This window comes from Kaistella haifensis DSM 19056, from assembly GCF_000735695.2.
In the GTDB taxonomy this organism is placed as follows: domain Bacteria; phylum Bacteroidota; class Bacteroidia; order Flavobacteriales; family Weeksellaceae; genus Kaistella; species Kaistella haifensis.
Map to the genome: position 1 here is coordinate 35,977 of NZ_JASZ02000010.1, position 16,966 is coordinate 52,942.

Consider the following 16,966-nt stretch of genomic DNA (forward strand, 5'->3'; position numbering starts at 1 on the left):
ACATGTCACAATCAAACAATTACTGCGTCATTATGGCAGGAGGAATAGGAAGCAGATTCTGGCCAATGAGCACTCAAAAATATCCAAAACAATTTCAGGACATTTTAGGAACCGGTCGAACGATGATTCAGCAAACCTACGACAGAATCAGCCAAATCGTTCCAAAAGAAAATATCTTCGTTATCACTAATAAAGAGTATGTTGACCTTACCGAACAGCAATTACCAGAACTGAATTCCGAAAATATTGTTGGCGAACCGATGATGAAAAACACGGCGGCTTGCAACCTTTATATGGCAAAAAAAATTGCCGATAAAAACCCGGAAGCCAATATGATTGTTTTGCCTGCGGATCATTTGATTTTAAAGGAAACTGTTTTTCTGCAAAAAGTGGAACTGGCTTTTGAACTTGCTTCCCAAAACGATTATTTGATTACTTTGGGAATTACCCCAACACGCCCAGATACAGGCTATGGATACATTCAATTCGAAGAGAATAAAAATGCTGAATACTACAAAGTAAAAACATTTACAGAAAAACCTAATTTAGAAATTGCAAAAACGTTCTTGGAAAGTGGGGATTTTCTTTGGAATGCAGGAATTTTTATTTGGAATGTAAAATCGATCTTGTTGGCATTCGACCAGCATCTTGAAGAAATGTCCCAACAATTCCTTAGTTGCGAATACAACAGCAAATCCGAGGAACAATGCATCGAACTGATTTATCCGAAAGTGAACAAAATTTCGATCGACAATGGCATATTAGAAAAAGCAAAAAATGTATATGTAATTCCCGCGGATCTAGGTTGGAGCGACCTCGGAACGTGGACTTCCGTGTATGAGAACGCACAGAAAGACGAGAACAATAACGCGCTAAAATCCAAGCATATACTTTCTTACAATTCAAAAGGAAATATCATTCGGTTGAAAAACAACAACAAAGCTGCTATTATCGATGGTTTGAATAACTATATTATCGTGGATACCGACAAAGCTTTACTTATTTGTCCACGAGAAAATGATCAATTGATCAAAGATTATGTTCAGGATTTAAAAACTGAAAAAAAAGGCGACAAATATCTTTAAAAAAGAAAAAGCATTCAATCAAATCCCGTGGTCATGTTCGGGATTTTATTTTTTTTTAAATTTTAGCGTTTATCTTTTGAATATCAATCTCTTGCAAGCACGCCCAATCGCCGCGGAAACATTCCTTATCGCCAAACACCGAACATGGTCGGCAAGTTAGATCTTTCACTTCAATAACATCATCAATGCTTTGTCCGTAACCTAAAAATCCGGCGAAATAATGCGTGGAACCCCAAACCGAAACACAGCGCGTTCCCACTAAACTTGCCAAATGCATATTCGCCGAATCCATGGAAATCATTGTTTTTAGTTTTGAAATTTTTTGAAGTTCATCGCTGATAGAAAGTTTTCCGGCAAGATTTTCGGTATTAGGAATTTGTGTTGCCCAATTTTCTAATATTTCAGATTCACTTTTACCACCACCAAAAAAATAAAGCTTATCTTTTTTTGCGATGAGTTTCGCCAGTTCAAATGACTTCTCCAAAGGCAACATTTTTCCTTGATGCTGCGCAAAAGGCGCAAATCCAATTCCAACTTTTTCCGCAGAAATTGAACGATATTGATGCGATAAATTTACCTTAAAACCCATTGCTCGGAAAACATCTGCGTAGCGTTCTGTAGTAGGTTTCAGTGGCTTTTTCTCAAGATTGTTTATGTCGGTAAGTTTCTTTTTTTCCTCTTTTCCTTTATCCAAGACAAAAACTTTTTGACCATTTAATTTAAAGAAAACATTGAGCAACTTGGTTCTAATAACATCGTGTAAATCAGCAACATAATCAGGTTTAAATTCTTTTCTCAATTGCTTTGATAACTTGTGTATTCCGAAAATCCCATTATAATCATCTACCTTTATTCCTTTGAAAATAAGATTCGGAATACCATGAAATAAATCCTTGAAATTGCTTCGGGAAACCATCACCACTTCTACTTCGGGATTTTGTTCGAGGAATTCGGTGATCACAGGAACAGTCATCGCTACATCACCAAAAGCGGAAAACCGATAAGCTAAAATTCTGATCACTTTTTCAATTGATATGCGACTGCGTAAAACTTAATTTGTTTGGTCATCGCCATCAATCCGTTGGCTCTGGAAGGCGAAAGAAACTCCTGTAAACCGATATCGCTAATAAATTGAAAATCGGAATCTAAAATTTCCTGAGTGGAATGTCCGCTGTAAATCGAAACCAATAGCGAAACAATTCCTTTTGGCAAAATACCGTCGGAATCAGCATTGAAGTATAATTTTCCATCAGAAAACTCTGCATCGATCCAAACTTTGGATTGGCAGCCTTTTATTAAATTGGAATCGGTTTTTTTATCCTCGGGAAGTCCTTTCAGCTCTTTCCCCAAATCGATAATATATTCGTATTTCTGTTCCCAATCGTCAAGAAAGGCAAATTCTTCTACTATTTCCTGCTGTTTTTCTTTGATGGTCATTTCTCAAAATCTATTTGTGCAAAGATAAGGAAATGTGATTTAGAAATTCTCTTTTGCTACTTTTTCGAAAAGATTGACGATTTTAGGCTCTTCATTTTCCCAGCAAAGTTCAGCTGCTGCTTTATTTAAAGGGTTTTCATAGAAAGATTTCCCTTTTTCGAGAACGATTTTTACTCGATCAGCAAGTTCTTCATAATTGCGAATCTTTTCACCTACCTGAAAATGATCAACTACTTTTCTCATTTCTGGAAAGTCGGAAACCACGACCGGAATTCTTGCCTGAATATAATCCGAAACCTTATTCGGCATTGAAAAATAATAACTCAAACCATTATTTTCTTCGATACTGAGCCCAACATCAGCTTTTCTGCTAATTTCTCGAAGTTTTTCGGGAAGCAATTTTCCAATAAATTTCACTTGGTTTTCTAGCTTTAAATCCTTTGTTAAAGCCAAATATTCTTTTTTTTTGGGTCCATCACCGGCAATCCAAAGTTCTGCATTTTCGATAAATTTCATCGCGGGAATCATTTTATCCAAACCTCTAGAAGGATTGATAACTCCCTGATAAAGAATAACTTTCGGTGAATTTATTTGAGAATAATCCTGTAGATTTGCTGTTTTTCTAGGGAAATTCTGTACCACAGTCGGCCTTTCGATTTCGTAGGTTTTTGTGAACCAATCTGCGTAACTTTCGCTCGCCGTCATCATATAACGGAGTTTGGGAACAACGAAAGATTCCAACGCACGCCAAATTTTTTGAGTGAATCTTCCATTTACCGACGGCATTTCGGTAAAAATTTCATGGCTATCAAAAACTAATGGAATATTGAATTTCTTTGAAATCAAATAATTCGGCAATAGTGTATCGAGGTCATTAGAAAGAAGAATGGTGTTCATGTTGGCTTTGCGGAGCAATTCATGGTAAAGTTTCATTTGAAATTCAACATACGCAAACTTCAAAACCTTAGATTTCAACATGATTCTGGAGAAAGGATAATCTCTCTTCATTTCGGGCAATCCGCACCAATTATTTCCAATAAGCTCAGGTTGAAAACCGTTTTCAGATAATGTTCTACAAACCTTTTCTACACGTTGGTCTGTACATAAATTATTGAAAACGCTTACCAAAACTTTCATCTCGGCAAATTAGTTCTTTTTCACCAAATGATAAATTTGGATAAAGCATAGGATGGCATTCGGGATGATAATTGGCCAAAGATAATCACTGAAAACTCCGTAGATTACGAACAAAATGCATCCTATCAAATTTACAATCCTGATTTTATTGATGTCTTTGAGAATAAAACTTAGCACGACGAAAAAAGATGCGCCATAGCCTATAAAGTTGGTGATTTCAGGGTTCATGCTATATATTTGGATAGCAAACCTAATCATTTTGAACGGAATAGGAAAATTTTTTACTGCCATAAAGTCATTATTTACTTTTGGTAAAGTATTTGTAACTTTGATAGAGCAATTAAAAACTCAAGAATGTTTTTAATGATAATTTTGAACAAATATTATGGATTATAAATTTTCAAGTGGTTTGGATCAAGTTTTCCAACACAGCAAAAGCGAAGCGAGAAGATTACAAAGCGAGTTCCTCAATACGGAGCATTTCCTTCTGGGAATCATCAAAACCGAGAACTCTGCCAAAGAAATCTTGCAGAATCTGGGAGCAGATTTAACTCAAATTAGAAGGAAAATTGAAACCATGTCGGTATCGGGTCTCAACCCTTTTTCACCAGACAACGATCGAATTTCCTTTACCAAAATGGCGGACCAAGCAGTAAAACGTTCGGAACTCGAATGCAGGCAATACCAAAGTTCGGAAATCAATACCGTTCATTTACTTTTAGGGATTTTATATAAAGCTGACGATCCTACGACCAATATTCTTGGCTCCTATGATGTCGATTACGAAAGAGTTACAAAAGAGTATCAAATGATGCTTAAAAATTCTGGTCAAGATCCGAAAATGAGTGCTTATGATGATGATGAAGAGCGCGAAGAATTCGGACAAATGCGCAAACCAACCGGCAACATCGGAACAGGTAAAAGTAAAACCCCGACTTTGGACAATTTCGGAAGAGATTTAACTGCGCTTGCGAGAGACGGAAAACTCGATCCAGTAATTGGTCGTGAGAAGGAGATCGAAAGGGTTTCTCAAATTTTGTCGAGGAGAAAGAAAAACAATCCACTTTTAATTGGTGAGCCTGGTGTCGGTAAATCTGCTATTGCGGAAGGTTTGGCACTACGAATTCAACAGAAAAAAGTTTCTCGTGTCCTTTTCGGAAAACGTGTGATTACTTTAGACCTTGCAAGTTTAGTAGCAGGGACCAAATATCGTGGCCAATTCGAAGAGAGAATGAAAGCCATCATGACCGAGCTAGAGAAAAACCGCGACGTGATTCTCTTTATTGATGAGCTTCACACCATCGTGGGAGCCGGAAGTTCTACCGGAAGTTTAGATGCTTCGAATATGTTTAAACCCGCTTTGGCTAGAGGCGAAATTCAATGCATAGGAGCGACAACCCTTGATGAATACAGACAATACATCGAGAAAGATGGAGCGCTGGAAAGACGTTTCCAAAAAGTAATGGTGGAACCTACTTCTGTGGAAGAAACCGTACAGATTTTAAATCAAATTAAAGACAAATACGAAGATCATCACAACGTAAATTATAGCGATGAAGCAATTTTAGCTTGTGTAAATCTTACGTCAAGATACATTACCGATCGTTTCCTACCGGATAAAGCTATTGATGCGATGGATGAGGCTGGTTCTCGTGTTTATATTAAGAACATGAAAGTTCCTAATGAAATCATCGATCATGAGAAAAAAATAGAGGAAATAAAAGACCAAAAACATCAAGCAGTAAAAAGACAAGATTATCTAGAAGCCCGAAAACTGAAAGATGAGGAGGAAAGATTACAGATCGAACTGAATATTGCTCAAGAAGCTTGGGATAAAAATGTGAAAGAAAAGAAAGAACTCGTTACCGAAGAAAGCGTTGCAGAAGTTGTTTCCATGATGAGTGGAATTCCTGTAACGAAAGTAGGCAAAAATGAGCTCGATAAATTGTCACAAATGGATGCGATGCTCAATGGTAAAGTTATCGGCCAAGAAGATGCGGTAAAAAAGGTAGTAAAAGCCATCCAAAGAAACCGTGCCGGATTGAAAGATCCTAATCGACCAATCGGAACTTTTATTTTTCTAGGAACCACCGGTGTTGGTAAAACCGAGCTTGCTAAAGTGATGGCCCGCGAACTTTTCGATTCGGATGAAGCGTTGATCCGCATCGACATGAGTGAATACATGGAAAAATTCGCTGTTTCCAGATTAGTAGGCGCTCCTCCGGGATATGTGGGCTACGAAGAAGGTGGACAGCTGACCGAAGCAGTTCGCAGAAAACCATATGCCGTGGTACTTTTAGATGAGATTGAAAAAGCGCATCCGGATGTATTCAATATTCTGCTTCAGATTTTGGATGAAGGTTTCGTTACCGATTCTTTAGGAAGAAAAATTGATTTTAGAAATACCATTATCATTTTAACTTCCAATATTGGAACACGCGATCTTAAAGATTTCGGCGACGGTGTAGGATTCGGAACTTCCGCGAAAAAATCCAACACCGATGCAAGAGCGAGAAGCACCATTGAAAATGCTCTTAAAAAAGCATTTGCTCCAGAATTCCTCAACAGAATTGACGATATCGTGATCTTCAACTCATTAGCAAAAGAAGACATCACTAAAATCATCGATTTGGAATTGAGCAAACTTTACAAACGTCTTGAAAAATTGAATTATCACGTTGAACTCACCCAAGAAGCGAAAGAATTTATCGCAGAAAAAGGTTGGGACAAAGATTTCGGTGCAAGACCGCTGAAAAGAGCCATCCAAAAATACATCGAAGATTTATTGGCGGAAATGCTCGTGAACAAGCAGCTTGCGGAGGGAGAAACCGTTATTTTAAATGTCAACGAAGCCAAAGACGGACTCGCCCAAGAAACTGTAAAAAAGAAACAAAACGCAAAATAATTTTGCAATATTGAATCATAAAAAAAAGCCTTGTCAATTCATTTCGACAAGGCTTTTATTTTTTTAAGCGGAACAATTATCTTTTACTTTTAAAGAAATTTTTCACGAAATCGGAACATTCATTCTCCATCACACCAACTACCAATTCGGTTTTTGGATGCAGCGATAAATTTTTATTAATGAAACCACGCTGCTCATCTCTCGCTCCGATAACCACTTTGGAAATTTGCGACCAATTCAGCGCTCCGCAGCACATTACACAAGGTTCGAGCGTAACATAAAGCGTACAATTTTGAAGATACTTTCCGCCCAAATAATTTGCCGCAGAAGTAATCGCTTGCATTTCTGCATGAGCCGTAACATCGTTTAAAGCTTCGGTAAGATTATGTGCTTTTGCGATCACTCGATTGTTGGAAACGATGATGCATCCGATGGGCACCTCATCTTTTTCCAAAGCAATTTGCGCTTCCTGAAGCGCTAATTTCATATAATATTCGTCGGTAAACATTCTTTGTTAATAGTTTAAAAAAAGTGAAAAACTTTACTCAAAATTCATGGCTAAAGGCAAACGAAACCTGTAGCGAACAGCAGTTCCGTTGACAACCGCGGGAGAAAATTTCTCTGGTAAAAGATATAATGCGATCTCAGCCTGCCTGTTGAAAGTGAAATTGTCTCCTTCCGCACGTACACTGCTGATGCTTCCATCTTTTTCAACGACGAAAACTACGTTGGTTTTTAATAGTTTTTGGTCTGGTAAAACCGAGTCTGAATAAAACAAATCAGCAACTTGTTTTCTCAGCGTTTCGAAGCCTCCGGGATAGGTTGCTTGTTCGTTCAGCATTTGCTTTTGTGGATTTTCAGCGTGATCGATCGTGGTTTTTCTAGAGGCTATTCTGTCTAAATCTTCCCGATTTTTAACTTTAATTAAAGTTGCAATAAAAGCAGTATTCTGAATGCTGTCGAGCTTCACCATAAACTCCGAAAAATTCTCCTTGATGCTTCTTTTTTCTTCATAATTTGTTTCGGAATCAAATTTTTTTTTAAATTCATTATTCAACATAAAACGTTGATAATCAAAATAATCTTTCGTTATTTTAAACTCCTGGTTTTGCTGGGCTTGCAAAAAAAACCAACTCAGTACAAAAAGGAAATAAAGTAATTTTTTGGTCACTGTTTTTTATATTATGTGGTAAAATTACTTAAAAAATTCAATAAAAAAATCCCATCAAAAAATTGATGGGATTTATTTTACTATTTCGAGAAAATTATTCTGCGCTTGTAGCTTCTACTGCTGGTGCTTCACCTTCTGCTGCAGTTTCTTCTTCATCATCATCTTCTACTGCTGCACCACCTTTCATTGCGGTTCTAGACATCTTCACCGCAACTACTACGGCATTGTCTGGATGCATGAATGTGAAACCATCAGTTTTGATATCTCCAACATAAAGTTTGTTACCAATTTTAAGAGGTGTAACATCTACCACGATTTCGTCTGGTAAGTTAGCAGGAAGTGCTTTCAACTTCAATTTTCTGAAAGATTGACGAAGTGCACCACCGGAAACAACCCCTTTTGCACGACCGGTAAGTCTTACAGGAACTTCCATCACCACTGGCTTATCGTCAGCTAATTGATAGAAATCTGCGTGAAGAATTTTGTCGGTGATTGGGTGAAACTGGATGTCCTGAAGTACTGCAGGAATAGTTTGTCCGTCAACCTCAATAGATACCGTGTGTGCGTCGGGAGTATAAACCAAACCTTTGAAAGATCTTTCTTCAGCAGAAAAATTTAAAGTTTCGGTTCCTCCGTAAACAACACAAGGAACTAATTCAGCATCACGTAAAGCTTTAGTAGACTTTTTGCCCACGCTTTCTCTTTTTGTACCTTGAATTGTAATTGATTTCATTATAATAAATTAAAAAATTTTAAGGGTGCAAAGATAAAGATTATTTTTTAAATAATAAATTTATCGCTGATCGATTTGTGTTCGTGTACCATTTTCATTACATCTGCAAATAATTCTGCACATGAAAGCACTTTTATTTTGGACGATAATTCGCTTTTCACAGGAATGGTATCGGTTACAATAACTTCTGAAATTTTAGATTTTTCTATATTTTCATAAGCTTTGCCTGATAGAACCGCATGCGTTGCCATTGCACGAACGCTTTTCGCGCCTCTTTCCATTAGAATATCGGCAGCTTTGCAAAGTGTTCCCGCAGTATCGATCATATCATCGATCAGGATCACATTTTTTCCTACGACATCTCCAATTAGGAACATTTCTTCGATTACATTTGCTTTTTTTCTTTCTTTGTAAGCAATTACGACTTCTGCACCAAGATGACCTGCGTAATTTTTTGCTCTTTTCGCTCCTCCCATGTCAGGTGAGGCGATCGTAAGGTTATCTAATTGTAATGATTGAATATATTCAATAAAAATTGAGGAAGCATAAAGATGATCTACTGGAATTTCAAAGAATCCCTGAATTTGATCTGCATGCAAATCCATGGTCATAATTCTTGTTGCACCCGCTGCAGTTAGAAGATTTGCAACCAATTTTGCTCCTATTGGTGCTCTTGGTTTGTCTTTTCTATCTTGTCTAGCCAAACCATAGTATGGTAGAACCACTGTAATGCTTTTAGCAGATGCTCTTTTGGCGGCATCAATCATTAATAGAAGTTCCAAAAGATTGTCTGCCGGTGGGAAAGTAGATCCTATTAAAAAAACCCTTCCTCCCCTAACGGATTGATCCAAAACTGGTTCAAATTCTCCGTCACTAAATTCTTGGAAATTGATTTTCCCCATTTCCTGCCCATAGTGTTGAGCAATTTTTTCCGCCAAAACTTTACTGGTTCTTGTGGAAAAGAGATAACTTGCCTGATCAGCCATTTTTACTTTTTTTAGATGTGCAAATTTAAAAAAATAAAACCACTGGAAAGAATTCCGGTGGTTTTAAAATTAATCATTGAATATTACTTCTAAGGAAACTCAACTCCTGAGTAGCTATTCACATTTACTAAAGGGAGAGTAGAATGGTATTTTGCGTTAATTGACTTGATAAATTCATTAGCAATTAAAGCATAACCTCTTCCTGTAAGGTGTACCCCATCAAGAGAGAAAGTACCGCCTGTAACGAATGTTGCGGTATATTTCACCCCATCAAATTGGATTCCGGCCGTAGAATTTAGCTCTGCCATTTTAGTATTTGCATCTACCAACGCAAGGGAATATGAAGAAGCTAAACCGCTGATTGCAGTGTTGTAAGCAGTAACTGCTGTTGCAATATTATTAACCTCTTTCGATGTTAAAGAAAACTGATCAGCAAGTGGGAAAGATGCACCAATAATGAATTGTGACGTTGGAGTTGGAGCTTGACGGGTAATTGCATCTAAACCTAATTCATTGGAAGCTGTTAAAAGGATTAGTTCACCCGCTTTAGCTTGTCTAGCTTGTCCGAAAGCATTTCCTAAAAACGCAGCCTGTGTAGCTGGATAACCGTTTGCTGTTAGAACCGCTGTAAGTCCTGCTGAAACATTTGGTAAAGAGTTATCAACAATAATTACAGGGTTGTTTCCTGCAACTACTGGCACGAATCTTCCTGATTGTCCAAGATAGTTTAATGCGCCAATTAATGGATTAATTAATGATGAATTGATTGCGGCAGCTTTAGTCGCATCTAGCGGAATAGTGTTATAAGGAACTTTGTTGAAGAAAGGAATTGCTGTTACATTAGGAATATTTGCAATAACGCCTTTTGTAGAACCAACACTTTTCAATCCGTCCAAAACACTTTTAATTACCCCACCAACAACGTTTGGATCAGAGATATCATTCCCTTTATATGTTGTGGGATCCAAATTTCCTGTTTGAACAACCGCTGGAGTATAAGTGGTAACTCCGTTTACGGTGGTGGAGTTCATACCACCGTTTGTTGCATAGGAAAGAACATCATTATTTCCGATCCAAAGAGAGAAAAAGCTTGGCTTCATTTCCATCGCATCACTCAATACGGACGATGTTGCTGGGTTTTTTGCAAATCTTACGAAATAAGGATTCGCTTTTCCTAAAGGGAGATTTGCAGGATTTCCATAACCTGGAGCAACCAAATGGTAAGATTTAGCTCCCGGTACCCCCATATTATTGTAAGGTCCCGAAGCGTAAATATTAGCTAAAGTTGTAGCTCCTGTTCCAGCAGCAAAACCCAATCCCATTGTTGGAGTAAGTACTCTTTTATTGGTGAAGCCAACCGCAGGAATTCCACCCAAGTTGTCCGCCATTAAAGGCTGCTTGAATTCCCCACCTCCCGCAAGTTTCATTTGAGCTGCGACCATGGAAGGGAAAGATTCGTTTTGCCCGTCAATATATAAAGCCCCGTCTCTGTAACCAGAAGTAAGTGAATTACCCAGAGCCACAAATTTGGTAAAATCTGCATCGCCTTTGGATACAACGACATCGTTAACATCCTGGTCGAAATTGGTGTCACAGCTTACATTAAATAGTAAAGCGGAAACAGCTATTGTTGAAATTAATATTCTTTTCATAATTAAAATAATTCTTAAAATGCGTTATAAGATAGACCTAAACCGAAATAGTAAGCCTTAGCTTTTGCCTGTCCGTAGAAATCTGAATAAGCGTTGTTCACTTTTCTACTTTTCGGTAGTGCAAGACCACCTGCTACATCTACTCCAAAACTTTTAGCAAACTTAAATCCTAAACCTGCAGTAATCACATTAGAGTCAAAAGATGGAGTTTCAGCTTGGAAATTTTCGTCAGAATAAGGAGATTGATCGTAATAGTATCCGGCGCGGGCCGCAATCATATCATTAATTTGATATTGAGTTCCTATTCTCCAAGTCTGGGTAGATTTGAAATTTTTTGGACTTACCAAAACTGTAGGATCATCTGGTTGATTTCCAATTGGTGCGTTTGCAAAATCCAATTTCAATCGATTGTACTGATCCCATCCGCTATAGTTAAAGTCTCCGGAAATTAACCATTTCGGAGTCACTTTATAAGTAACACCAATAGTATATTCATCCACCAAAGGCAAAGTTGCTGTAAAAGCATCTTTACCAGATGCATCCAAACCTAACGCAGGATACAATGCTGAAGAAACATCAAAACTTACAACTCCTTTTTTCGCTTCCATATCAATTGGAGAACGGTAAGCGATACTCACATCCAATTTATCATTTGGTTGAAAATAAAATCCTAATCCAAATCCGCTTCCTGATGCTTTTTCATCTTTCAGATTAAGTTTGCCGCCTAATTGCGTAACTGCTTTATCCCAATTTACAGTTCCTTTCGCATAAATATAGCTACCTCCCACAGATGCCCAAGGTGCTAACTTAACTGAAACCATCGGTTGGAAATAAAAAGATTTCAATTCCAAACGTTGTACTATTTCTTTTCCTGCCCAATCAGAAGGCCACTCAATCGTACTTCCAAATGGTGTAGAAAAACTAAATCCTAATGAAACATTATCTAAAACCTTATATGCTACAGCGGCATATATCGGAGTTCCAATAGGACTATTTGTTTCATAAGAAGTAAGGGTAGATAAATTTTGGTAAGTTACATGAGATTTTGCACCAAACCCTCCTGCTGCTACACTTAATTTAGCCGGAATAAAAGAAATTCCTGCAGGATTGAAGAAAGCAACACTCGCATCTTCTGCATGCGCACTGGTATGAGCCATTGCTAATTGCTTAACCCCTTGTAAAGAAACTCTAAAGCCTCCAGCTTGAGCAAGGATACCGGCTAACAATGCTGTTGTTAAAATTATTTTTTTCATAAAATCATTATTAATGTTCCAAATATAAAATTATTTTTTAAACAAATGTTAACAAACCATAAATATTTTTAAACGAATGGTAAATTCACCATTCCGTTTAACTAAATTAAGGCGAAATAAATTTAAAAAACACTTTATTTAAAGGCAATAACAAACATTAAAAAATATTTGAATTTTTCTTATTTAAATTAAATAATAGAATGAAAACCATAACAATTTTAAATTTTTAAATTATATGATTTGCATAATATTAGCGATATTTATGAATTATCTTTAATAATATTACAATAATCATAAAAACTAAAAATCTTTAGGTGAAAATAAAACGCTTTGTTATCTGCAAAATAAATTTATACTAAATTTGCAGTAGATAATTATATATAAATATGAGTTGTGGATGCAAAACATCCGGCGATTCGTCCCATTCATGCGGAACAAAATCTGCGAATGGCTGTGAAAATGTAAATACTTGTGGAAACAGCTATAAATTAAGTGTTTTCGATTGGCTCTCGAATGTCAGCAATCCTTCAAAATCTGCAACCGATTTTGTTGAAGTGAGGTTCAAGAATGATCGTAAAATTTTTTATAAAAATACCAACAATTTACCGCTTCATATAGGAAGCATCGTCACAGTAGAATCTAGCCCGGGTCACGATATAGGTGTAGTAAGCCTTACAGGGGAATTGGTGAAAATTCAGATGAAAAAGAAAGATTTCTCTGAAGAAAACCCTCTGAAAATATACCGATTAGCCAACCAAAAAGATATTGAAGTTTGGCAGGAAGTACGCGCTAAAGAAGAATCTGTAAAAATTCAGGCAAGAAAAATTTCCCACGCCCTGAATCTTGACATGAAGATTACCGACGTTGAATTTCAAGGAGACGGCGCGAAAGTTACCTTCTATTACACCGCTGATAACCGCGTGGATTTCCGGCAATTAATTAAAGAATTTGCCTCTGCTTTCCGTACCAAAATCGATATGAAACAAATCGGTTTTCGACAAGAAGCTGCAAAAGTTGGCGGAATTGGTTCTTGTGGAAGAGAACTATGCTGTTCAACTTGGTTAACCGATTTCCGATCGGTGAATACCAATGCGGCGAGATATCAGCAGTTGTCCATCAATCCTCAAAAACTTGCCGGACAATGTGGAAAACTGAAATGCTGCCTCAATTACGAACTCGACAGTTATTTGGATGCGCTAAGCGATTTTCCTTCTTCATCAACTACGATTGATACGGTGAACGGAAAAGCTTTCTGCATAAAAATCGACGTTTTCAAAAAGAGAATGTGGTTTGCGTATGCCGATCGTTCGATGGCTTGGTATGATTTGGATGTTCAAGAGGTGAAAAAACTCATCGCTCAAAACAAAAAAGGGGAAAAAACACCACCTTTGGAAGAGATGAAAACCAGCGACGTTCCTGTGAAATCAGTCGATTTGATTCAGGAAAACAACGTGGATCGTTTCGAAAGAAAAAACCGAAATTCCGGCAAAAATCAAAACCGAAAAAAGCCAAACAACGGTCCGAAACCCAGCAATCCTAATCCTCCGAAGCCTAAACCTGAAAATAAAACCGCTGCGAAACCCAACGAGAAACGCAATAATAACACTGCGTCAAACCAGCCTCAAAACGCGAAATCTCCAAACCAGCAGCCGAAAAAATTTAAAAAGAAATTTCAGCCAAAACGTGATGACAAAGCATAAAATCCTGGGTGTTTTTTCCGGTTTTGTTCTGCTCATGGCGTGTAACAGTTCTTCGGAAAACGTCGATATAAAATCCATTAACGGAAATTGGAACAAAAAAACCGAACAGAAATTCGGCTTTACAGTACACGATGCCCAACATCCAAAAAATATTATATTTGTTGTAAGAAACAATAATGAGTATCCCTACAGCAATATCCGTTTCATTGTGAATTTTGGGGAAGCAAAATCCAACAAAAAAATCACAGATACTTTAAATTATGTATTGGCAAAACCCAATGGCGAATGGATCGGAAAAGGATTTGGAGATACCAAAGAAACCTTGTTTCAGTATAAAATCAATTATAAATTTCCTAAAAATGGGGATTATCAGATTGGAGTGATCCATGGGATGAGAACCGATAATTTGAAAGGAATTGAAGATATAGGCGTAAAAATAGAATCTGTAAAACCGTAAAATCATTTATGGAAAACAAACCAAATATGGGAAGCAAAACAAAGCAAACCTTTCCGCTTCCTCCTAAAAAAGAAAAAAATCTTGGCTGGAAAAAATGGGTGAAATTAGTATGGATGTCACTCATTGCTGTGGTAATAGGAATTGCTGCTTTGTTTTTTGCAGTATCACAAGGTTTCCTTGGCAGCATGCCCGATGTGAAAGAGCTGGAAAATCCTGATATTTATGTAGCTTCGGAAATCTATTCTTCCGATGGAAAACTTCTCGGAAAATTCGAAAAAGAGAAAACACAGCCGGTAACATACAAAGATCTGCCACCTTATCTGATTTACGCGCTTCAAGCAAAAGAAGACGAGCGCTTCAAAGAACACTCAGGAATTGATTTACAGTCAGTTGCAAGAGCAGTTGTGTATGGCGGTAGCCGCGGTGGAGGTTCTACCATTACCCAGCAATTGGCAAAACTTTTATTTACCGATAATGTTTCCCAGAATAAAATTCAAAGAGCGTTTCAAAAACTCAAAGAATGGGTTGTAGCGGTGAGTTTGGAGAAAAGATATACCAAGGAAGAGATTATTACACTGTATTTCAACAAGTTCGATTTCCTTTACAATGCAAACGGAATCGAAATGGCTTCCAGAATTTATTTTAATAAGCCAACCTCTCAATTGACCCTTCCTGAAGCTGCGATGTTTGTTGCCATGCTCGAAAATCCAGTGAAAAATAACCCGATGCGAAATGAAACCCGCGCGCGAGCGAGAAGAGATGTTGTTTTAGATCAAATGTTGAAAACCGGCTATCTCGATCAACAAACCTACCAAAAAGCTGTAGAAACACCAATTGTTTTAGATTATCATCCGGTAAAATCGATTGATGAAGGATATTCAGCTTACTACAAATTCTATTTAAGAAAAGAAATTGATGGCTATTTAAAAGATTACGAAAAGAAAACCGGTAAAACATTAAACCTTTTCAAAGACGGTCTTAAAATCTATGTAACCCTAGATTCCAAAATGCAAACCTATGCGGAAGAGGCCATAAAAGAACATTTAACCGATTTGCAAAAACGTTTCGATGCGGAACAGCGAGGAAGAAAGCAAAGACCTTTCTATCTCATTAATGACAAAGAAATCAATTCTATCATGATGAGTGCGGTGAAAAGAACCGGAAGATATAAACAGCTGAAAAATGCAGGCGTATCTGAAGATTCTATCATGCTCGATTTCAAAAAACCAGTGAAAACTTCTAGATTTACTTGGAACGGCGAAGAAGAAGTAGAAATGTCACCTTGGGACTCCATCCGTTATCATAAACAAATCGCACAAGCCGGATTAATGTCGATGGTTCCGGGAACCGGAGAAATCAAAGCGTGGGTTGGAGGAATCAACTGGCAACATTTTCAGTATGACCACATTAAACAAGGGAAAAGACAGGTAGGATCTACCTTTAAACCTTTCGTTTATGCCACCGCTATTATGAAACTGGGAATGACTCCTTGTTCTACAGTATCCAATGCGACTTACAGAAAAGGAACTTGGACCGTAGAAGGATCCGGTGGAAGCCTTACTTTAAGAGATGCACTAGCTCACTCGAAAAACCCGGTGGCGGTGCGCTTGATCGAAATGACTACTCCGAAAAGCGTTATTCAAACCGCGCGAGATCTCGGAGTAACCGAAGAAATTCCGAATGAATATGCAGTAGCCCTTGGTTCTTCAGACATTACCATTTACGAGATGTTGGGTGCTTACAGTACTTTTGCCAACTACGGAAATTACATAAAACCTGAAATGATTTGGCGTATTGAAGATGCCAACGGAAGAGTAATTAAGGAAGTAAAACCAGTACTGAAAGAAGTAATGAACGAACTTTATGCCTACACCATGATTGATTTAATGAAAGGCGTTGCAGAATACGGGACAGCATCTGGGGAACTTGGCAGAAGAGGAGTTGCCAAAGGAATTGAAATAGCTGCCAAAACAGGTACCACACAGAACAATTCCGATGGTTGGTTTATAGGAATTACGCCAAATCTCGCTACCGGAGTCTGGGTCGGTTGGGAAGACCGCGCCACCCACTTCTGGGGAACCGGTGAAGGACAAGGTGCAAAAATGGCACTTCCAATCTGGGCTATTTACATGAAAAAAGTTTGGGCGGATAAGTCGCTTGGCATCCTTCCGGAAGATAAATTTGTAAAACCTTCAAACTGGACCGGCAGTTGCTCCGACCTCCAAGGTTTAGGTGGTTATGGTGACGAAGGTGGCCTGCAAACCATTGATGAGTTAAAAGCTCCAAAAGTAGAAGAAAATCAAAATCATGCTCCACGATCTTCCGGTAAAAAAGAAGAAAACGTCAACGAAAAAATAAATGCCGGCGAAGAAATTGATTTCAATAATTAAGTCCGGAAATCTTCAATAAAAAATATCCTTTCAAAAATTCTTGAAAGGATATTTTTTTTA

15 protein-coding genes are annotated in these 16,966 nt (G+C 37.7%); 5 read left to right on the top strand and 10 right to left on the bottom strand.

Going from position 1 to position 16,966, the window contains the following annotated elements:
- Positions 1–2 precede the first annotated feature (2 nt).
- Positions 3–1,085, top strand: a complete 1,083-nt coding sequence (locus AP75_RS06150; RefSeq protein ID WP_242589770.1) for a mannose-1-phosphate guanylyltransferase — start codon at positions 3–5, stop codon at positions 1,083–1,085.
- Between the two features lie 55 nt (positions 1,086–1,140).
- On the opposite strand, the gene AP75_RS06155 is transcribed toward AP75_RS06150, so the two are convergent.
- From AP75_RS06155 to AP75_RS06170, 4 genes are read right to left on the bottom strand one after another with little or no spacing between them, the layout of a single operon-like run.
- Positions 1,141–2,103 (bottom strand): glycosyltransferase family 9 protein, encoded by a 963-nt coding sequence (locus AP75_RS06155; RefSeq protein WP_088263901.1) that lies wholly within the window; start codon positions 2,101–2,103, stop codon positions 1,141–1,143.
- Positions 2,103–2,522, bottom strand: a complete 420-nt coding sequence (locus tag AP75_RS06160) for a SufE family protein (protein ID WP_031504218.1) — start codon at positions 2,520–2,522, stop codon at positions 2,103–2,105. Before AP75_RS06160 ends, AP75_RS06155 begins: the two co-directional genes overlap by 1 nt.
- Positions 2,523–2,561: 39 nt before the next feature.
- Complete coding sequence (locus tag AP75_RS06165) at positions 2,562–3,659, bottom strand: glycosyltransferase (protein ID WP_088263876.1); 1,098 nt, start codon at positions 3,657–3,659, stop codon at positions 2,562–2,564.
- A 9-nt stretch (positions 3,660–3,668) separates the two neighbouring features.
- Positions 3,669–3,887, bottom strand: a complete 219-nt coding sequence (locus tag AP75_RS06170; RefSeq protein WP_088263878.1) for a uroporphyrinogen decarboxylase — start codon at positions 3,885–3,887, stop codon at positions 3,669–3,671.
- 157 nt (positions 3,888–4,044) lie between these two features.
- Here AP75_RS06170 and AP75_RS06175 point away from each other — a divergent pair, with 157 nt between their 5' ends.
- Positions 4,045–6,564, top strand: coding sequence for an ATP-dependent Clp protease ATP-binding subunit (locus AP75_RS06175; protein ID WP_088263880.1), 2,520 nt, complete (start codon positions 4,045–4,047; stop codon positions 6,562–6,564).
- A gap of 76 nt (positions 6,565–6,640) precedes the next feature.
- On the opposite strand, the gene AP75_RS06180 is transcribed toward AP75_RS06175, so the two are convergent.
- From AP75_RS06180 to AP75_RS06205, 6 genes are all read right to left on the bottom strand, one after another.
- On the bottom strand, positions 6,641–7,072 hold the full coding sequence (locus AP75_RS06180; RefSeq protein WP_031504221.1) for a nucleoside deaminase: 432 nt from the start codon (positions 7,070–7,072) through the stop codon (positions 6,641–6,643).
- A gap of 33 nt (positions 7,073–7,105) precedes the next feature.
- Positions 7,106–7,735: an energy transducer TonB gene (locus AP75_RS06185; RefSeq protein WP_031504223.1), complete on the bottom strand. Its 630-nt coding sequence runs from the start codon at positions 7,733–7,735 to the stop codon at positions 7,106–7,108.
- Positions 7,736–7,829: 94 nt separating this feature from the next.
- On the bottom strand, positions 7,830–8,468 hold the full coding sequence (locus AP75_RS06190) for a 50S ribosomal protein L25/general stress protein Ctc (protein ID WP_088263881.1): 639 nt from the start codon (positions 8,466–8,468) through the stop codon (positions 7,830–7,832).
- A 47-nt stretch (positions 8,469–8,515) separates the two neighbouring features.
- Positions 8,516–9,454, bottom strand: coding sequence for a ribose-phosphate diphosphokinase (locus AP75_RS06195; RefSeq protein ID WP_031504225.1), 939 nt, complete (start codon positions 9,452–9,454; stop codon positions 8,516–8,518).
- Positions 9,455–9,543: 89 nt separating this feature from the next.
- On the bottom strand, positions 9,544–11,106 hold the full coding sequence (locus tag AP75_RS06200) for an SGNH/GDSL hydrolase family protein (protein WP_031504227.1): 1,563 nt from the start codon (positions 11,104–11,106) through the stop codon (positions 9,544–9,546).
- A 14-nt stretch (positions 11,107–11,120) separates the two neighbouring features.
- Complete coding sequence (locus tag AP75_RS06205) at positions 11,121–12,359, bottom strand: OmpP1/FadL family transporter (RefSeq protein ID WP_088263883.1); 1,239 nt, start codon at positions 12,357–12,359, stop codon at positions 11,121–11,123.
- 386 nt (positions 12,360–12,745) lie between these two features.
- Between AP75_RS06205 and AP75_RS06210 the strand changes: the two genes are divergently transcribed.
- Genes AP75_RS06210 through AP75_RS06220 form a run of 3 tightly spaced genes read left to right on the top strand, consistent with a single transcriptional unit; the run spans position 12,746 to position 16,906 of the window.
- A complete protein-coding gene (locus tag AP75_RS06210; RefSeq protein WP_031504231.1) occupies positions 12,746–14,059 on the top strand; it encodes a PSP1 domain-containing protein in 1,314 nt (437 codons plus the stop codon).
- Entirely contained in the window at positions 14,046–14,516 is a 471-nt protein-coding gene (locus AP75_RS06215) for a gliding motility lipoprotein GldH (RefSeq protein WP_031504233.1), read from the top strand. The genes AP75_RS06210 and AP75_RS06215 overlap by 14 nt, the downstream gene beginning before the upstream one ends.
- Before the next feature lie 8 nt (positions 14,517–14,524).
- A complete protein-coding gene (locus tag AP75_RS06220; protein WP_088263885.1) occupies positions 14,525–16,906 on the top strand; it encodes a penicillin-binding protein 1A in 2,382 nt (793 codons plus the stop codon).
- The last annotated feature ends 60 nt before the right edge of the window (positions 16,907–16,966 follow it).